Origin of the sequence: Burkholderia sp. TSV86, from assembly GCF_001522865.1 — a bacterium.
GTDB lineage: Bacteria > Pseudomonadota > Gammaproteobacteria > Burkholderiales > Burkholderiaceae > Burkholderia.
This window is the reverse complement of the sequence record NZ_LOWB01000098.1, coordinates 103,437-120,664: the sequence shown is the minus strand read 5'-3', so window position 1 is coordinate 120,664 and position 17,228 is coordinate 103,437. Positions and strand designations below refer to the sequence as shown.

At 67.7% G+C, this 17,228-nt stretch carries 16 protein-coding genes; 5 read left to right on the top strand and 11 right to left on the bottom strand.

Going from position 1 to position 17,228, the window contains the following annotated elements:
* Positions 1–68 precede the first annotated feature (68 nt).
* On the top strand, positions 69–674 hold the full coding sequence (gene orn, locus WS68_RS16940) for an oligoribonuclease (protein ID WP_059571947.1): 606 nt from the start codon (positions 69–71) through the stop codon (positions 672–674).
* Positions 675–750: 76 nt separating this feature from the next.
* Here the strand turns inward: orn and mog are convergent, their stop codons facing one another.
* Both mog and yjgA read right to left on the bottom strand, forming a co-directional pair.
* Positions 751–1,380 (bottom strand): molybdopterin adenylyltransferase, encoded by a 630-nt coding sequence (gene mog, locus WS68_RS16935; protein ID WP_059571887.1) that lies wholly within the window; start codon positions 1,378–1,380, stop codon positions 751–753.
* Complete coding sequence (gene yjgA, locus WS68_RS16930) at positions 1,364–1,966, bottom strand: ribosome biogenesis factor YjgA (protein ID WP_059571886.1); 603 nt, start codon at positions 1,964–1,966, stop codon at positions 1,364–1,366. The genes mog and yjgA overlap by 17 nt, the downstream gene beginning before the upstream one ends.
* A gap of 126 nt (positions 1,967–2,092) precedes the next feature.
* Here yjgA and pmbA point away from each other — a divergent pair, with 126 nt between their 5' ends.
* Positions 2,093–3,466, top strand: coding sequence for a metalloprotease PmbA (pmbA, locus tag WS68_RS16925; protein WP_059571946.1), 1,374 nt, complete (start codon positions 2,093–2,095; stop codon positions 3,464–3,466).
* 183 nt (positions 3,467–3,649) lie between these two features.
* On the opposite strand, the gene WS68_RS16920 is transcribed toward pmbA, so the two are convergent.
* On the bottom strand, positions 3,650–4,153 hold the full coding sequence (locus WS68_RS16920) for a dihydrofolate reductase (protein ID WP_059571885.1): 504 nt from the start codon (positions 4,151–4,153) through the stop codon (positions 3,650–3,652).
* Positions 4,154–4,300: 147 nt separating this feature from the next.
* On the opposite strand from WS68_RS16920, the gene WS68_RS16915 reads away from it, so the two are divergent.
* Positions 4,301–5,272, top strand: coding sequence for a thymidylate synthase (locus WS68_RS16915; RefSeq protein WP_059571945.1), 972 nt, complete (start codon positions 4,301–4,303; stop codon positions 5,270–5,272).
* A gap of 298 nt (positions 5,273–5,570) precedes the next feature.
* Here WS68_RS16915 and WS68_RS16910 read toward each other — a convergent pair whose 3' ends face one another.
* Together WS68_RS16910 and WS68_RS16905 are read right to left on the bottom strand one after the other, a co-directional pair.
* Entirely contained in the window at positions 5,571–7,859 is a 2,289-nt protein-coding gene (locus WS68_RS16910) for a DUF6600 domain-containing protein (protein WP_442857172.1), read from the bottom strand.
* 159 nt (positions 7,860–8,018) lie between these two features.
* A complete protein-coding gene (locus WS68_RS16905; RefSeq protein WP_059571884.1) occupies positions 8,019–8,729 on the bottom strand; it encodes an ArsR/SmtB family transcription factor in 711 nt (236 codons plus the stop codon).
* A 519-nt stretch (positions 8,730–9,248) separates the two neighbouring features.
* Here WS68_RS16905 and WS68_RS16900 point away from each other — a divergent pair.
* Entirely contained in the window at positions 9,249–9,755 is a 507-nt protein-coding gene (locus WS68_RS16900; RefSeq protein ID WP_059571944.1) for an acyl-CoA thioesterase, read from the top strand.
* A 386-nt stretch (positions 9,756–10,141) separates the two neighbouring features.
* Here WS68_RS16900 and fumC read toward each other — a convergent pair whose 3' ends face one another.
* From fumC to WS68_RS16885, 3 genes are all read right to left on the bottom strand, one after another.
* Positions 10,142–11,533: a class II fumarate hydratase gene (gene fumC, locus WS68_RS16895; protein WP_059571883.1), complete on the bottom strand. Its 1,392-nt coding sequence runs from the start codon at positions 11,531–11,533 to the stop codon at positions 10,142–10,144.
* A gap of 544 nt (positions 11,534–12,077) precedes the next feature.
* Positions 12,078–13,463, bottom strand: a complete 1,386-nt coding sequence (locus tag WS68_RS16890; RefSeq protein WP_059571882.1) for an MATE family efflux transporter — start codon at positions 13,461–13,463, stop codon at positions 12,078–12,080.
* Positions 13,464–13,590: 127 nt separating this feature from the next.
* Positions 13,591–13,812 (bottom strand): RNA-binding S4 domain-containing protein, encoded by a 222-nt coding sequence (locus WS68_RS16885; protein ID WP_059519328.1) that lies wholly within the window; start codon positions 13,810–13,812, stop codon positions 13,591–13,593.
* A 300-nt stretch (positions 13,813–14,112) separates the two neighbouring features.
* Here WS68_RS16885 and WS68_RS16880 point away from each other — a divergent pair, with 300 nt between their 5' ends.
* Positions 14,113–14,643, top strand: coding sequence for a hypothetical protein (locus WS68_RS16880; protein ID WP_059571943.1), 531 nt, complete (start codon positions 14,113–14,115; stop codon positions 14,641–14,643).
* A gap of 259 nt (positions 14,644–14,902) precedes the next feature.
* Here WS68_RS16880 and WS68_RS16875 read toward each other — a convergent pair whose 3' ends face one another.
* The 3 genes from WS68_RS16875 to WS68_RS16870 form a co-directional block, all read right to left on the bottom strand.
* On the bottom strand, positions 14,903–15,694 hold the full coding sequence (locus tag WS68_RS16875) for a DUF4088 domain-containing protein (RefSeq protein ID WP_059571881.1): 792 nt from the start codon (positions 15,692–15,694) through the stop codon (positions 14,903–14,905).
* 255 nt (positions 15,695–15,949) lie between these two features.
* Positions 15,950–16,444: a helix-turn-helix transcriptional regulator gene (locus tag WS68_RS29010; RefSeq protein WP_231753044.1), complete on the bottom strand. Its 495-nt coding sequence runs from the start codon at positions 16,442–16,444 to the stop codon at positions 15,950–15,952.
* Positions 16,405–17,205, bottom strand: a complete 801-nt coding sequence (locus WS68_RS16870) for an AraC family ligand binding domain-containing protein (protein WP_231753043.1) — start codon at positions 17,203–17,205, stop codon at positions 16,405–16,407. The genes WS68_RS29010 and WS68_RS16870 overlap by 40 nt, the downstream gene beginning before the upstream one ends.
* Positions 17,206–17,228 lie beyond the last annotated feature (23 nt).

Here is a 17,228-nt window from a genome sequence, read left to right as displayed (position 1 = left end):
AGCCGCCGGAGCGGCGCGCGGCGCGTTCCGCAGTGTGTTTTCGCATTTGCCAATTTCGCAGGATCGACATGACCGATATTTCCGCCGCGGCCGGCCAGCCCGCGCTCGTTCGCAACGAACTGAACCTCGTCTGGCTCGATATGGAAATGACGGGCCTGAATCCGGACAGCGACCGTATCATCGAAATTGCCGTGGTCGTGACGAATTCGACGCTCGATATCGCGGTGGAAGGGCCGGTGCTTGCGATTCATCAAAGCGACGAAACGCTCGCGAAAATGGATGATTGGAACAAGAACACCCACGGCCGCTCGGGCCTGATCGACCGCGTGCGCGCGTCGAGCGTCACCGAGGCCGCCGCCGCCGCGCAGATCGAAGCGTTTCTCGGCCAATACGTGCCGCCAGGCAAATCGCCGATGTGCGGCAATTCGATTTGCCAGGACCGGCGGTTCATGGCGCGCTGGATGCCGGAACTCGAGCGTTTTTTTCATTACCGCAACCTCGACGTCAGCACCCTCAAGGAACTGTGCCGGCGCTGGCAACCGGCGGTCTACAAGGGCTTCCAGAAGCGTGCGATGCATACGGCGCTTGCCGACATTCACGAATCGATCGACGAGCTCAAGTATTACCGCGAGCATTTTCTGATTCAGCCGGCCGCGGCTGGCGGGGCGGCGTAACGCGCCTGTCCGCGGGCGCGTGCGGCACGCCGCGCCGCGCGCTGCCGGCTTGCTGCGGTGCGTCATTCGACGAACGTCACGCGCCGCATGACTTCGGGGCGCGCACCGCGCTCTTGGGCCGGAATGCCGCGCAGACATGCGCATGCGTGTCGACGTAAGGTCCGCCGATCAGATCGATGCAGTACGGCACCGCGGCGAAGATGCCGGGCACCTGAATCTTGCCGTCGTCGTCGCGCAGCCCTTCCAGCGTTTCCTTGATCGATTTCGGCTGGCCGGGCAGGTTCACGATCAGCGCGGCGTGGTCCGGCGTTTCGCGGATGACCGCGACCTGCCGCGACAGGATCGCGGTTGGTACGAAATTCAGGCTGATCTGCCGCATCTGCTCGCCGAAGCCGGGCATTTCCTTCGTCGCGACCGCGAGCGTCGCCTCGGGCGTCACGTCGCGGCGCGCGGGGCCGGTGCCGCCCGTGGTCAGCACCAGATCGCAGCGTGTGATGTCGACCAGCTCGATCAGCGTGGCCGAGATCGTCTGCGCGTCGTCGCGAATGAGCCGGGTTTCGGCGCGCCACGGCGACGCGAGCGCGTCCGCGAGCCAGTCGGTCAACGCCGGAATGCCTTTGTCCTCGTAGACGCCGCTCGATGCGCGGTCGCTGATCGACACGATGCCGACCACGAGTTCGTCGGGATGATTACGCTGGGTCGTCATGATCGTCCTCGGCGGCGGGGGAGTCTTCATCGTGCGCGTCTGCCGCGGCGCTCGCCGTCTTGATCCATTGGAACAGTTCGCGGAAGTAGCGCGGCGGCTTGCCCTGCTGCGCTTCCTTGCGCGCATTGCGAATCAGCGTGCGGCCTTCCTGCACGTCGGCCGACGGATATTCGCGGATGAACGCGGTGAGCGCGTCGTCGTTCGCGAGCAGTTGCTCGCGGGTGCGCTCGATCCAATGCAGGCGCGCGGTCTCGGCCTTGTTGACGCCGCGCTGCGCGTCGAGCGCGGCGCGCAGCGCCGCTGTCTCGTCATCGGACAGCGAGCGCATCACGCGGCCGACATATTGGACTTGACGGCGTTTGCCTTCGTGATCGGTGATCCGGCGCGCCTCGGCGACGGCGTCGGCGAGATCCTCCGGCATCGGCATGCGCTTGAGCGCGTCCTTCGGCAGCTCGACGAGGGCGGCGCCCAGTTCCTGCAGCGCGTGCATGTCGCGCTTCAATTGTGATTTGCTGGGGCGATCGTAGCCGTGGCCAGTGTCATCGGCGGCGGGCTCGATCGGTTGGATGCGGGTTTTGCGTGTCATGGGCGGCATTGTATCGCGGCGCAGCGTTCGCCGAACCGCGTCAGCGGCGCTGGACCTTGCTATGATCGCGGGATACGCACATTTCGAAACATGCGGGCGATCCGCCCGCCACCGGATACCACGACGATGGCTGCAAACCTCGCCGACGCCCCCGCGCGTCATTTTCCGCATACGCAGGACGAACTGAAAAACATCGCGGCCGACATCCTCCGGCACGCGAAGGCGCTCGGCGCGACCGACGCCGCGACCGAGATTTCCGAGGGCGACGGGCTGTCGGTATCGGTGCGACGCGGCGCGATCGAGACGATCGAGCACAACCGCGACAAGACCGTCGGCGTGACGGTTTTCATCGGCAAGAAGCGCGGCAACGCGAGCACGTCGGATTTCTCGCCGGCGGCGCTGAAGGATACGGTCGCGGCGGCATACAACATCGCGCGCTTCACCGCCGAGGACGATGCGGCCGGGCTCGCCGAGGCCGAGTTGCTCGAGACCGAGCCGCGCGATCTCGATTTGTATCACCCTTGGCACGTGTCGGCCGACGACGCGGTCGAAATCGCGCGTCGCGCGGAGGACGCCGCGTTCGCGGTCAGCCCGCAAATCCGCAATTCGGAAGGCGCGAGCGTGTCCGCCCAGCATTCGCAATTCGTGCTCGCGACGTCGCGCGGCTTCGTCGGCGGCTATCCGTACTCGCGGCACTACGTCGCGTGCGCGCCGATCGCGGGCAGCGGGCGGCTGATGCAGCGCGACGACTGGTACACGTCCAAGCGCCGCGCGGACGATCTCGCGTCGCCCGAATCGGTCGGCCGTTACGCGGCCGAGCGCGCGCTCGCACGGATCGGCGCGCGCCGTCTCGATACGCGCAAGGTGCCGGTGCTGTTCGAGGCGCCGCTCGCGGCGGGCCTGCTCGGCGCGTTCGTGCAGGCGGTAAGCGGCGGTGCGCTGTATCGCAAGACGTCATTTCTGGTCGACAGCCTGGGCAAGCAAGTATTCGCGCCGCACGTGCAGGTGGTCGAGGACCCGCACGTGCCGCGCGCGATGGGCAGCGCGCCGTTCGACGAGGAAGGCGTGCGTACCCGCGCGCGCAGCGTCGTGAACGACGGCGTCGTCGAGGGCTATTTCCTGTCGACGTATTCCGCGCGCAAGCTCGGCACGCAGACGACCGGCAACGCGGGCGGCTCGCATAACCTGGCGCTCAGGAGCGCGCAGACGCAGCCCGGCGACGATTTCGACGCGATGCTGAAAAAGCTCGGCACGGGCCTGTTGCTGACCGAATTGATGGGGCAGGGCGTCAATTATGTGACGGGCGATTATTCGCGCGGCGCGGCGGGCTTCTGGGTCGAGAACGGCGTGATTCAGTATCCGGTCGAGGAAATCACCGTCGCGAGCACGTTGCAGGAGATGTTCCGCCATATCGTCGCGATCGGCGCGGATACGATCGTGCGCGGAACGAAGGAAACCGGCTCGGTGCTGATCGAGCAGATGACGATCGCCGGGCAGTAAGCGCGAGCGGCAGCATGGCCGCGCCGCAGTCGATAAAAAGCGCCGCTTGTTGCGGCGCTTTTTGTTTGCGCTCAAGCGGCGGATTTTGCCGATATCGGCAACGCGTGCCCGTTGCGCATGCGCCGGCGAATGCGGGGCGCCGGTCCGCCGAACGGGTGATGAGTGAAGGCGTGCCGGTGTTGTTCAGCCCGCGTGTCTGCGCCGGTAAGCGACGAATGCGTAGGCGAAATCATTCGGCATCGCCGCGCGATGCGTATCGCGCGATACTTCTTCCCACTGCGCCGCATCGGGCGCGGGAAACGACGCATCTCCGTCGAAATCCTGATCGATCTCGGTGACGAGCAGCTTGTCAGCTTGCCGGATGCCTTGTGCGTACAATTGCGCACCGCCGATCAGGAACGCTTCGGCCGCGCCGTCGCGCGCGGCGAGCGCGAGCGCCGCGTCGAGCGACGTCGCGGTGTCGCAGCCGTCGAAGCGCCGCGTGCCGTCGCGCGTGACGACGATATTGCGGCGGCCGGGCAGCGGCCGGCCGATTGATTCGTGTGTCTTGCGGCCCATGATGACGGGCGCGCCCATCGTCGTTCGCTTGAAATACGCGAGATCCTCGGGGAGTTTCCACGGGAGCTGGTTGTCGCGGCCGATGACGCCATTGCGGGCGCGCGCGACGATCAGGGTCAGCGTCGTCATGACGGGAAGGGGGCGGAAAAACGCAAAGGCCCGATTCTACCGGATTGCGCCGAGCGCGATGCCGGCGCTCGCGCGGCCGGGCCGCGATTCGGCTGGCTTGCTAAAATGGGCGCGACGCGGCCGCTTGCCGCGGCCAAAGGAATTCGCATGAAACAGTATCTCGACCTCGTTCGCACCATTCTCGACACCGGCACCTGGCAGACCAATCGCACCGGCATTCGCACGATCAGCATTCCCGGCGCGATGCTGCGCTTCGATCTGCAGCAGGGCTTTCCCGCCGTGACGACGAAGAAGCTCGCGTTCAAGGCGGCGATCGGGGAGTTGGTCGGCTTTTTGCGCGCGAAGCGCAGCGCGGCCGATTTTCGAGCGCTCGGCTGCAAGGTGTGGGATGCGAACGCGAACGACAACGCGCAGTGGCTCGCGAATCCGTATCGGCTCGGCGCCGACGATCTCGGCGACGTATACGGCGTGCAATGGCGCCGCTGGCCGGGCTACAAGGTGCTCGATGCGCGGGCCGATGCGCAAATCACCGACGCGTTGTCGCGCGGCTATCGCGTGGTCGCGCAGTTCGAGCACGGTGATGCGCGCAAAGTGCTGATGCACAAGGCGATCGATCAGTTGCGCGATTGCCTCGATACGATTATCCGCGATCCGTCGAGCCGCCGCATTCTGTTCCACGGCTGGAATCCGGCGGTGCTCGACGAAATCGCGCTGCCCGCGTGTCATCTGCTGTACCAGTTCCTGCCGAACGTCGAGCGGCGGGAGATCTCGCTGTGTCTGTACATTCGCAGCAACGACGTCGGGCTCGGCACGCCCTTCAATCTCGCCGAGGGCGCGGCGCTTTTGTCGCTCGTCGGCCGCTTGACGGGCTATGCGCCGCGCTGGTTCACGTATTTCATCGGCGATGCGCACATCTACGAAAATCAGCTCGACATGCTGAACCAGCAGTTGCAGCGCGAGCCGTTCGCGAGCCCGCGGCTGGAGATCGCCGAGCGGGTGCCCGAGTTCGCGAAGACGGGCAAGTATGAGCCGGAGTGGCTCGAGCGCATCGAACCGTCGGATTTTTCGCTTGTCGACTATCGGCATCATGAGCCATTGACCGCGCCGATGGCGGTTTGAGCGACGCGTTGGCATTGCGGGCTTCGGCTCGTGTCTGCAGAGCAAAAAACCCGCGACTTTCGCGGGTTTTTTCTGGGTGCGTCATGTGTGCCGGTGCGCGTCGCGATGTGTGTCGAACGCGTGCGGCTGATCCGCGCGCATCGGATGGGCCGGTTCCTGGCGCAACGGTGCAGAAGGCGCGTGCGGCGCGGGTTGCGGTGACGGTGCGGGGCGAGGCTCGATCCGGGGCGCTTCCATTCCTGGCCGCGGCGCGCGTGGCGCTTCCATTGGCGACTGGGACGCGGGCGGGCGATAGCCGTTATGCGGCGGCGCGTTCGGCGGCGGCGTATCGCGCTGGGCGCCGCGCGGCATCTGGCCGGACGTCGAAATCGTCGCGCTGTGCTTGCCATGCCGGCTGCGGGCGTACCGGTGACGGTATTGGCGGTGTGGGCGCGGAGCGCGCTGCCCGGATCGGCGGCGGCGCGTTTGGCGCCGGTGCCCGGTAATCCGGCAACGGATTCGGCACGCCGTCCGGGCGCGGCTGAGCGGGCGACGCAGGCGCTTGCCGCTCGTTCGCGCCGCTTGCGCGCTGCTGCGCGATCGGCGGATGCGGGACGGACCATGGCGGCTGCACGCGCGGCGCGCCGTCATGGTTGCGCACGGAAGGATCGCTGAACGCGGGCGGCTGCGGCACGCCGTTGTTGGCCGATGGTTCGGGATTCACCGGCCGCATTGCGTTCGGCGGGACGAAAGCCTCGCGCGCGGCGTTGCTCCGCGGCATCCCCGGTTGTGCCGCGTTCGCGGGCGGTGCGCCAGCGTGCGCACGCTCGGCGGCGCGCGCGGCTGCCGCCGGATTGCCGATGCCGGGTTGCGGGCCGCGCAGCGGTTGCGCGAGCGGCGTGTGCGTGCCGACGAGCTGTACGTTGCGCATCGCCCAGTGGCTTGGCTCGCCGGTATGGCCGATCGCGTGCATTTGCCGCATCGCGTAGTTCGGCGGCGCAGCGGCCTTCACGACGGGGACGCCCGCGCCCGGCACCAGCGCGCCGCTTCGCACCAGGTGCGCGGCGAGCCGGTCGCGATAGGCGGCGGGCACGGCCGGATTGCGCGTCGCGACGATCGAGCGTTGCTCGACGGCCGCGGGCGGCCGGTATGCCGCGTTGCGCAATTCGCCCGCCAAGCTCTGCCGCACGGGCGCGAGGCCGGGCGCGCCGGAGCCGATGCGCGCGTTGCGCCATTGCTGCGGATCGACCTTTTGCGCGAAATGCGCGACTGGCTGGCCGTGAACGAACGCCGTCGCGGGCACGGCCGTCACCGCGTTCGGCGCGCGGAAGTTGACGTATGTGTTATGGATGTTCGTGATATTCGTCACGGTCACCGTCTTGTTGACGTTGACCGTGTTGATCGTGCCGTTGTTGACGATCACGGTTTGATTTACGCGCTGATAGTAGTGCGGGCTCCAGCCGCCCCAACTCGGCCGCCACGGGTCGTGCGGGCCGAGCGGGAACCACGCGACGCCCGCCGCGGCGATGCCGCCGATCGCGAGGCTCACGCTCCAGTCGAACCCGCCGCCCGCGCCGCCGACGAAGGCAACGAGCGCCGGCGCGTAGCACGGCGGCGGCGCGCTGACGACGAGCGGCCCCGGCACCCATGCCCACGAGTCGCCGACATATGCCCAGCGGCCATAGTGGTAAGGCGCGAAGCCCCATGGCTGATCGTCGACCCAGGTCCAGCCCCACGGCGCCTGCCAGATCCAATGGCCGGTCCGGTACGGCGCCCAATCGGCGGGCACCGCGCTCGGCACCCAGACTTCGCCGTAGTCGGGGGTGTCGCGCCACGTGCCATTCGCGTCCAGATCTTGATAGCCGGGGATGTCGCGCGACACGTAACGCGCCGACACCGAGCGTTCCTCGGCTGCATCGCGGCCCGCCGCCCATTCGTCGAGACTGTCGGGCGGCGGTGCGGCGCCGGTGTCCGCAACCTGCAACGCGATGCCGGTGAAGACGACGTGCTGGCCCGCCGACACCGGCATCTGCGTATTGTCGCCATAGACGGTCACGCTGCCGCGCCGCACGGTGACGGCCGTGCTCGTGCCGTCGGGCGCGACATCGATGCGATAGTCGCCGGGCGAGCCGACGGCAAGCGCGAGATTCGGCGTGTCGATCTCATACGACATGCCGGGCGCCAAGTCGCGCACGTGTATCGACAGCGTGCCGAGCGGCACCTTGAGCTGCGCGTTCGTATCGTCGAGATTGAGGATCGACAGGCTCGTCGACTGCCCCAGGCGCACCGCGCTCGAGCCGATGTGCAACTCCGAGCGGGCGCCCGCATCGTTCCACAACTGGTCGCCTGTTGTCAGCGGACGGTTGACGGCCGCGTATGACCAGTCGCTCGCGCCTGCGGGCTCTGTCGTGACGGCACCCGACAAATAATTGAGCCGCGCGACGCGGCTGGGCGGATCGCTGTCCGGCTGCCGCGCGGCGGCTACCGCCGCGGCACGCGCATCGAAGGTTTGTGCGAAAGCCGGTTGCCACGCGGCGAGCGCGGCCGCCGCGGCAATCGTGTAGCGTGCGATGCGTGGCAGATTGGGCAAAGCGCAGGCGGCTGACATGGTCGTGCGGTCTCTGTTATGTCCGGCGTGGCACGCGCCGTATGAGTCCACTCTATCCGCTGAGCATGTTTCAATGCCGGTCTTTTGTTATGCAAGTTGATGCGCATGTAACAAGAGTTGTCCGCGCAGTCCGTTTCGTCAGGGCGATGAAAGCCCGTGTCATCGGCAGGTGAGCCATGCGTCGAATGCGCGCTGGCCGGGCGGTGTCACGCGCAGCACGCGCGGCTTGCCCGCCTGCTCGATCCAGCCGTGCCGGTGAAAGCAGCCGAGCAGCGCCGCGCCGAGCGCGCCGCCGAGGTGAGGGCGCCGCTCGCTCCAGTCGGCGCACGTGCATGCGAAGCGGCGGCGCTTCGCGCGCTCGCTGACGACGTCGATGCCCCATTGCGCAAATTGAGCGCTGCCCGCTGCCGTCACGTCGATCATGCCGTTCTCGGCAGTCAGCCAACTGCGCGTGCTCAATGCGTCGAATACCTGCACCGCGAGCTCGCCCGCCATGTGGTCGTAGCAGGTGCGGGCGTAGCGCATGTCGAGTGGCACGGTGCGCGCGGCGCGCAGCGCCGGACGCTGCTGCGCCGCCGCCTGCGCGACGTTCGCCAGCGCCTCGATGGTGGCGGCGACCTCGGGTGACGCGATCCGGTAGTAGCGGTGCCGGCCGCGCACGTCGAGCGCCAGCAGGCCGCTGTCGGTGAGCCGCGCGAGGTGCGCGCTCGCCGCGGAAGGCGAGAGCCCGGCGATCAACGTCAACTCGCCCGCCGGGCGTGCGCTGCCGTCCATCAGCGCCCATAGCATCGCGGTGCGCCCAGGGTCGGCGAGCAGTGCGCCGATACGGTTCAGGCTGGGGAGGGCGGCGTGGCGGTCGGAGGCGGGCATGGACGATCCTGATGGGCGAAGGAGGGCGATTGCGAGTGTAGACGGTGGGCGGCCCCGATGTTTCCGGATCGGATGAAATATCGAATACGCGGCGCGGGCGGGGCCTGCGTAAAATGCAACAAACCGCTGACTAGGCGGCGCGCGGCCCTCGCGCGCCGAACGCTCGACCATGCTTCGTCCAATCAAGATTCTTGCGTTGATCCTGCTAACCGCAGCCGTTTGTGCGGGCTGCGCGCAACGGGGCGCCAATACGGGCGCCGGAACCGGTAGCATCGAAATGTACGGCACGATCGACCGTGGCGTGACGATTCGCAATTGAGGCGGCCGGTGCGGTGAGGTGGCTCGGCCGCGCGATTTTGGCGGCATGACCGGCGGCGGCGGCGCAACCGGCTGCCGCGCGCTGCCCGGTGGGCGTCATGTAGACCGGTGGCGGAGCGGATCGCCGGCTGCGGCTTTATGTCGCGGCGCAGTATAATCGACGCGTCTTTTTGCATTGCCGCAATACTGGAGCCCGCCGAGATGCCAGCCACCCCCACCGCGCCCGTTGATCGTACCGAAACCGTTTTCCGCTTTCTCGCCGAGCCGACGTCTGTCAATTTCGGCGGCAAGGTGCATGGCGGCGCGCTGATGAAATGGATCGACGAAACTGCCTATGCGTGCGCGGCGATCTGGTCGAGCCGTTATTGCGTGACGGTGAGCGTCGGCAACATCCGGTTTCAGCGGCCGATTCTCGTCGGCAATCTGGTGGAATTGAAGGCGCGCGTCGTGGCGACGGGGCGCACCAGCATGCACATTCACGTATCGGTGCACGCCGGCGACCCGAAGGGCGGCGTGCTGCGCCAGACCACCGATTGCCTCGTCGTGTTCGTCGCGGTCGACGAGAACGGCAACCCGGTGCCGGTGCCGCCGTTCGTGCCCGCGACCGACGAGCAAAAGCGCCTCGCGCAGTACGCGATGGACGTGAAGGACGCGCTCGACAAGATCGTCGAACTCAAGCCAGAGGAAGTCGCGAAAGGGGTGGTGTGACGGGCGGATGCCCGCGGGTGCGGCGCGACGGCGTTGCCCGCGTGGATCGATCATGCGCGCGCACTCCGCACCCCGCACCCCGCACCCCGCACCCCGCACCCCGCACCCCGCACCCCGCACCCCGCACCCCGCACCCCGCACCCCGCACTCCGCACCCCGCACTCCGACGCGCGCGGCGCGGCTAAGCACGCGATGCGGCGCGCGTCGCCCGGCCAGGGCGGCATGCGCAGCCGGGTGACGTGGGGCTCGGGCTTCGAGCTTCGAGCTTCGAGCGGTGCCATGTGGTTGGGGCGGCTACCGCCTCGTTCGATCCGCTCAGGCCTATCCCGTGGCACGGCCTGCCGCCGGTGCCGCCGTATCGCGCCTTCTCGAGCCGTTCGCGCGCGTTAATTGCCGACCATCTGCTCCGGACGCACCCATTCGTCGAACTGCGTTTCGGTGACGAAGCCGAGCGCGAGCGCCGCGGCCTTGAGCGTCGTGCCGTCCTTGTGCGCCTTCTTCGCGATCTGCGCGGCCTTGTCATAGCCGATATGCGGATTGAGCGCCGTCACGAGCATCAGCGATTCGTTCAGCAGCGTGCCGATGCGCGCGAGGTTCGGCTCGATGCCGATCGCGCAATGATCGTTGAAGCTCTGCGCGCCATCCGCGAGCAGCCGCACCGATTGCAGCACGTTGTGCGCGATCATCGGCCGGAACACGTTCAGCTCGAAGTTGCCGCTTGCGCCGCCGAAATTTACCGCGACGTCGTTGCCGAATACCTGGCAGCACAGCATCGTCACGGCTTCGGACTGGGTCGGATTGACCTTGCCCGGCATGATCGAGCTGCCCGGCTCGTTTTCCGGGATCAAAAGTTCGCCGAACCCGCAGCGCGGCCCGCTCGCGAGCCAGCGCACATCGTTTGCGATCTTCATCAGGCTCGCCGCAACGGTTTTCAGCGCGCCATGCGCGAACACGAGCGCGTCGGCCGCCGCCATCACCTCGAATTTGTTCGGCGCGCTCTCGAACGGCAGCCCGGTCAGCCGGCCGATCTCGGCCGCGACGCGCGCGGCGAACTGCGGATGCGCGTTCAATCCGGTGCCGACCGCGGTGCCGCCCTGCGCGAGTTGGTACAAGTGCGGCAGCGCCGATTCGACATGGCGAATGCCCTGATCGAGCTGCGCGACATAGCCCGAGAATTCCTGGCCGAGCGTGAGCGGCGTGGCATCCTGCAAGTGCGTGCGGCCGATCTTCACGATGCCGGCGAACGCGTGCGCCTTCGCGTCGAGCGTCGCGCGCAGCGTGCGCAGCGCGGGCAGCAGATGCGCGACGATCGCGCGCGCCGCGGCGACGTGCATCGCGGTCGGGAACACGTCGTTCGACGATTGGCCGCGATTGACGTCGTCGTTCGGATGCACGTTGCGATTTTCGCCGCGCTCTGCGCCGAGCAGCTCGCTCGCGCGGTTCGCGATCACTTCGTTCAGGTTCATGTTGGTCTGCGTGCCCGAGCCCGTTTGCCAGACCGCGAGCGGGAACTCGTCGGGGTGTTGGCCCGCGATGATCTCGTCGGCGGCGGCGATGATCGCGCGCGCCTTGTCGCCGGGCAGCACGCCAAGTTCGAGGTTGACGGCGGCCGCCGCGCGCTTGATCAGCGCGAGCGCGTGAATTAGCTCGGGCGATTGCTTTTCGGTCGAGATCTTGAAGTTTTGCAGCGAGCGCTGCGTTTGCGCCCCCCATAGACGGGCGGCCGGCACTGCGATTTCTCCGAACGTATCGCGTTCGATCCGTACTGCTTCGGTCATGATGGTTCCTTTAGGTCACGGGAACGCCGCGCCGCACGCGGCACAGGTTTGCGGGGACGGGCACCGTTCTCGCGACGGCGGGTTCAATCGGCAAGCATAGCGCCGCGCGTGGTTTTGTGCCGCGATGCGAAGCGGATGGGATCGCCCAGCGAGAGGTGGCGCGGGCGCGATGCGCGGAACGAACGGTGGAAAGGAGGCGGCAGCCGCCGGATAGATGAGCGGCCGGGGGCTGGGGAGCCGTAGAGCCAGGGAGCCGGAAATCGGGAGCGCGGGGCGGAGAAACGGCGGGAAATCCGCCAAGCCGCGTTGTCTGCGAAGGAACGATTGGCTGGCGCATTCGAAGCGGTGCCGCGCCGCTTCGGCACGACATTCCGCAACCGGCGTCGCGATTCGCCATGCGCGCGGCCTGGCCAAACGCATCGCTGCGGCCAGCGGCCAGCGAGCCGATCAAGCGGCATGAGACGGCCCGGCATCAGCGCGCTTGCAAACCCGCGCGCGCCGGGGCGGCCTTCATCAAGGGCGGTTTCCCGGGCGCTCGACACGCTTACCCGTGCGCGCCCAGTGCCACGCTCTTGCGGTGGAAACGCCAGGTCATCAGCACGGCGACGCTCGCCAGGCCGGCCGCAAGCCCCCACCACAGCCCGCGCGCGCCGAGCCCCGCATGGAACGCGAACCAGTAGCCGGTCGGAAAACCGATGCCCCAGTAGCCGAGCGCTGCGGCGAGCATCGGCACGCGCGTGTCTTTCAGGCCGCGCAGACAGCCCGAGCCGACCGTCTGCATTCCATCGACGATCTGGAACACGGCGGCGATGCCGAGCAGCGATGTCGCAAGCGCGACCGTGTGCGCGTTGGCTGGATCGTCGAGTTTCAAGTAAAGGCCGACGATCGCATGCGGTGCGGCGATGAGCACGAGCCCCGATAGCGACATGAACGCAATGCCGAGCCCGAGCGCGACGAAGCCCGCGTGCCGCGCGGCGACGGCCGCGCCTGCGCCCGCCCAGTAGCCGACGCGAACGTTCGCCGCCTGCCCGATGGCGAGCGGCACCATGAACGCCACCGATGCGACGTTGAGCGCGATCTGATGCGCGGCGAGCGATGCCTCGCCGAGTACGCCGACGCTCAGGCCGGTGGCAAGAAATAGCGTCGATTCGACGCCGTAGGTGATCGCGACCGGCCAGCCGATGCCGAACAGCTCGCCCATCAGCGGCAGCCGCGGCCGCGACACGGCGACGAAATGCTTGAATGTCGGCTGTCCGTGCAGCAGCGTGATGAGTGCGATTGCGCTAAGCCAGATCGTGATGGTCGTCGCGGCCGCGGAGCCGAGAAAGCCGAGCCTCGGCAATCCAAACGCGCCGTGGATCAGGCCGTAGTTGAGGAACGCGTTGACGCCGACGCTGGCGACCGATACCCACAGCAACCGCCGCGCGGCGCCGATCGCCGGCAGGAACGAGCGCATCAGCCCGATGCCGATCAGGCTGCCGGGCGCGGCGAAGCGCAGCACGGCTGCATATTCGCCGACGTTGTGCGCGAGCGCGGGCGGCTCGCCGAACACGCGCAGCAACGGCTCGGCGAACGATAGCAACGCAAACGCCGGCACCGTGAGCACGAGCGACAGCGCGAAGCCCGTCCAGTAGATATGCGGCACGCGATGCTCGGCCTTCGCGCCGCGCGCGTGCGCGACGCTCACGCTGACCGACGTCAGCACGCCTTGCAGCAGCGTGACGACGACAAAAAAGAAGTTCGCGCCCAGGCCGCCGGCGGCGAGCGCGTCAGGGCCGAGCGAGCCGAGCAGCACGGTGTCGGTGACGCTCATCGCCATCTGCGCAAGCTGGGCGATCGCGAGCGGCGCGGCGAGGCGCGCGGTGTCCGCGGCATGGCGCGATAGCGTAGGCGGCGCGGCGGCCGCTCGTGTGAAACCGGAAGAGGGCATGGACGCGTTTGCGCAAGCGCTTTGCCTGCGCAATGCTTATTTTTGGGAAACGATCAGCTTACGGGTTTCGGCATGCGCTGTCGATTACGGCTGCCGATGGCCATGCGGCCGGCGTGGGCAAGCGTGGCTACGGCGCGCCATGCACGGCAATGCGCGTATCGCCGACGAGCACCGCCTGGCCCGCGCGGATCTTGCAGGTCTTGCGCAGCTCGATGGCGCCGTCGACTTTGACGGCGCCCGACGCGACGAGCATCTTCGCCGAGCCGCCGCTGTCCGCGAGTCCGGTGAGTTTGAGCAGATTGTGGAGTTCGACGAATTCGCCGGTCAACGTGAAATCGAGATTAGGCATGGCAATGAGACGAAAGGAACGCATGCGCACAGCGCGGCGCGGCGCGGCTGCGCATCATAAGCGAAGCGCGGGATGAGCGGCCGTATGCCGGCGGCGCGCGGCAGTTGCAGGAGCGCGCGTGTAAAGGAGTGTATCGAAGTCGTCAGCAAATGAAACGGTGGGTAACAGTTGGCGAGAACGGCGAACTGCGCTCGAAACCGTCCGGTCTGTACATCCACTTGCCGCGCATGTTGCGGCGAGCCGGTTGTGACGGGCCGTCCGCGTCCGTCGCTTCGACGACTTATCTTGAGGAGAATGGCAATGTCCAAGTTTCGTATGATGCTGATCGGTGCTGCTGCGGCAGCGTTGGCGACGTCCGCTTTTGCACAGACGGCAGGCGTGTCCACGCAGGACTCGACAGGCGCGTCGGCCGAGGTGCTCGGCCAGAAGGCCGGCGTGAACGCGCAGCTCGGCGCGAGCGGCGATCTGTCGGCGGCTTCGCCGCAAGCCGCGGCGAATGCCGCGAAGCATTCCGCGAAGAAGCATGCGGCGCATGCGAAGAGCCACGCGAAGGCAAAGGCCGACGAGGCGGCGGAACTCGGCGCCGATGCGAAGTCGACGGCGCGCGGCGCGGTCGAAGGCGCGACGAATGCGACCGGCGACACCGTGAAGGCGGCAACGGGCGCGGCGGGCGGTGTTGTCAATGGTGCGGCGAATGCGACCGGCAATGCCGTCGGCGGCACGTCGGCCACGCTCGGCGGCGCAACCAGCGGTGTTGCTCACGGCGCCGCAGGGGCGGCGAACGGCTCGCTGTCCGTCAACGGCAGCGCGAAGGCCGGCGCGGGCGAGTAATCTGCGTTCCGGTGCGGTGCGGGCGGCTTGCCCCGGAGCCGCTTGATCGCCGCACGCCGATTGGCAGCCGTGCGCCCGGATTTGCTCGAGGCGAGCCGGACCGCCAGCCGATGGCCCGCCCGATTCCTGCGTGGCGCATGCCAGCCGCGCAGGCGTCGGGCGGGCTATCGTCGTCAGGATGATCGGCATTCGGGCGTTCGAACCCGCCTGGACGATGTCAGTTCGACTGCGTTCGCGCTTGCCGCTTTCCGTGTTCTCTTTATGACTGACGCCGCGACCCATGCGGCTGCGACGGGTTCTGCGCGCCGCGCGCCGTTGCCGGCGTGGTCGTGAATACGCCGCGCAGCCACGCGGCGAGCCGCGCAAAGACGTCATGGGGTTCTTCCATGAAGATTTCAGGTTTCAAAAGCCGCAGATACTCCATCATCTGCTGCGCCTCCTGCTTCTGGAACGAACCGTGCGAAATGCCGAGCCGCAGCAGCGCGCGCAATTCGCCGAGCTTTTCGCGCGCCGCGCTGCCGATGCTCATCTCGCAGGCGAGCTTGGCCTCGTATACGCGTTGCCGCAGCGATTCGGCAAGCCGCCACGCGGGTGTTTGCATCCGCTCCTCGAGTATCTGAATGTCGGTGACGGCTGCCTTGATCTGCGCGGCGAGCGGATCGACGAGTGCAGCATCGCCCTGCGCGCCGGAGACGAGCGCCGCCGCCCAGTTGCGGCACGCTTGGGCGAGTTCGTCGGGGGTCCATTCCGAGCGCGACGCGAAACCGAAACCGAATTCGCCCGCTTGCCGGATCAGGATGGCGACGACATCCGGAAATTCTTTGTCGAGCGTGCGCTTTGCCCACGCGTATTGACCGCCTTGCAGCAGCCGCTGTACGGCATGCTCGGTGAGCGGCACCATGCTGTCGAGCAGCTTTGCGCGCAGAAAATCCTCGAACGATGGCGTCGCGAAATGCGGATCGAGCTTGAGCGACACGCGCACGAACGCATCGTAGTCCTTGCGCAGCGACGCGATGGTGTCTTCTTTCAGCGACAGGGTGATTTGGCCCATAGGTGGTCTCGATGCTCGATGCCGTCGATCTGGACGGCGCTTGTGCTTGTGTGCGGCCACGGCGCACGGGCCGCTCAGGCTTGGCGGAAACGGGCCGGGCGATGGGGCGGCCGTCGCGCCTCGCGGGCTGCGTTGGCGGGGCAGCGCCCGGCGCGGGTGTGCATCTTTTAACGGCGGTGTGCGCGGGAACTTGAGGCCGGCCAGGTTCCGTTCGATGGGCGTGTGCGCCGCGGCCGGGCATTCATCCGTGCGGCGTCACGATTGCCTGCCAGCAGAAGAACACCGCGAGCCCGAGCACGATCGCCACGAGCGGCCGGCGCGTGGCCGATGAGCTGGATGGGCTTGGGGTAGGCCGAATTGTGGCAACGGGCGATCTCCTCCTGCACGGGAGGATAGACAGCGCAGCGCACGCGCGCCTGTACGTTCTTGCTCAGCCGGCGCGCCCGGCGGCTTGGCGTGATGACGAAGGTTGCCAGTGCCCGGGCGGCAGCCGAACATGCGCTTGAAATGGCGGGTGAAATGGCTTTGATCGAAGAAGCCGCACGCAGCGGCGACATCGGCAACGCTCGCGCCGGCGCGCAGCGGGGCGAGCGCGCGCTGCAGGCGCAATTGGGTGCGCCATGCGTGGGGCGGCATGCCGGTTACGCGTGCGAAGAGCCGCGCCGCATGGAATGGCGAGAGTCCGGCGGCTTGCGCAACGTCGTCGAGCGTCACGGTTTCGGATAGGTCGGCAGCCAGACACGCGCGCATCGCTTCGACGCGCGCGTGTCTGCCGTGACGGTGCGCGGCGCGCCGCGGTTGCCGGCGTGGCGCGCGATCAGCGTCGAGAATGCGTCGAGCATCGCGGTATGGGCAGCGAGCGGATCGAAGGGCGGCGGGAGGCCATGCTCGGCCATACGGCTCTTCGCGATGCGGGAAGCCGGCGCGGCGCCGGTTTCGTCTCCGGCGTCGTTTCCTATGCCGTTTCTTACGCCGTTACGTGCGCAAAATTGCCTGCCGTCAATGCCGTCAATGCCGCCACGACCGCCACGACCGCCATCGCCGCCATCGCCGCCATCGCCGCCATCGCCGGGGCCGAGCGCAAGCGTGTTGCGCGGCGGCATGGCGTGCGCCGCCGCGCTGTCTGCTTCCATCAGCCGGTAAGCGGCGACGAGCCGCGCGGCGAGATCCGGATCGCGGATGATGTCGAGCTTGAACCACGGCGCAGGCTGCGGCTTGCCGGCAATTTCCTCGGCGAGCGCGAGAAGGAACCCGACGGGCACGTAACCGACGCGGTAGCGCCAGCCGTCGTCTGTCGCGCGCGAGTCGGTATGGACTTCGCCGGGATTGACGATCGGAATCGAGCCGGTTTCGGCAACGTAGGCCATGCCGCGATACAGGTAACGCTCGGCGCCCGCCTCGATGACGGGAACCGTGTAGGCATCGTGCCAATGCGGCGCGAACGCGTGATCGCGGTAAGCGGCCGTGACGAAATCCGCGTCCGGCAGCAGCGGTGTACGCCAATAGCGCACTTGTTCATGCGGGCGCCCGGCGT

What these genes read in the sequence shown, in the direction of transcription:
- WS68_RS16875 (WP_059571881.1), bottom strand. Translation starts at nt 15,694, where the DNA reads ATGGGCCAAATCACCCTGTCGCTGAAAGAAGACACCATCGCGTCGCTG.
- WS68_RS16885 (WP_059519328.1), bottom strand. Translation starts at nt 13,812, where the DNA reads ATGCCTAATCTCGATTTCACGTTGACCGGCGAATTCGTCGAACTCCAC.
- WS68_RS16880 (WP_059571943.1), top strand. Translation starts at nt 14,113, where the DNA reads ATGTCCAAGTTTCGTATGATGCTGATCGGTGCTGCTGCGGCAGCGTTG.
- orn (WP_059571947.1), top strand. Translation starts at nt 69, where the DNA reads ATGACCGATATTTCCGCCGCGGCCGGCCAGCCCGCGCTCGTTCGCAAC.
- pmbA (WP_059571946.1), top strand. Translation starts at nt 2,093, where the DNA reads ATGGCTGCAAACCTCGCCGACGCCCCCGCGCGTCATTTTCCGCATACG.
- WS68_RS29010 (WP_231753044.1), bottom strand. Translation starts at nt 16,444, where the DNA reads ATGCGCGCGTGTCTGGCTGCCGACCTATCCGAAACCGTGACGCTCGAC.
- WS68_RS16900 (WP_059571944.1), top strand. Translation starts at nt 9,249, where the DNA reads ATGCCAGCCACCCCCACCGCGCCCGTTGATCGTACCGAAACCGTTTTC.
- yjgA (WP_059571886.1), bottom strand. Translation starts at nt 1,966, where the DNA reads ATGACACGCAAAACCCGCATCCAACCGATCGAGCCCGCCGCCGATGAC.
- WS68_RS16910 (WP_442857172.1), bottom strand. Translation starts at nt 7,859, where the DNA reads ATGTCAGCCGCCTGCGCTTTGCCCAATCTGCCACGCATCGCACGCTAC.
- WS68_RS16920 (WP_059571885.1), bottom strand. Translation starts at nt 4,153, where the DNA reads ATGACGACGCTGACCCTGATCGTCGCGCGCGCCCGCAATGGCGTCATC.
- WS68_RS16915 (WP_059571945.1), top strand. Translation starts at nt 4,301, where the DNA reads ATGAAACAGTATCTCGACCTCGTTCGCACCATTCTCGACACCGGCACC.
- fumC (WP_059571883.1), bottom strand. Translation starts at nt 11,533, where the DNA reads ATGACCGAAGCAGTACGGATCGAACGCGATACGTTCGGAGAAATCGCA.
- WS68_RS16890 (WP_059571882.1), bottom strand. Translation starts at nt 13,463, where the DNA reads ATGCCCTCTTCCGGTTTCACACGAGCGGCCGCCGCGCCGCCTACGCTA.
- mog (WP_059571887.1), bottom strand. Translation starts at nt 1,380, where the DNA reads ATGACGACCCAGCGTAATCATCCCGACGAACTCGTGGTCGGCATCGTG.
- WS68_RS16905 (WP_059571884.1), bottom strand. Translation starts at nt 8,729, where the DNA reads ATGCCCGCCTCCGACCGCCACGCCGCCCTCCCCAGCCTGAACCGTATC.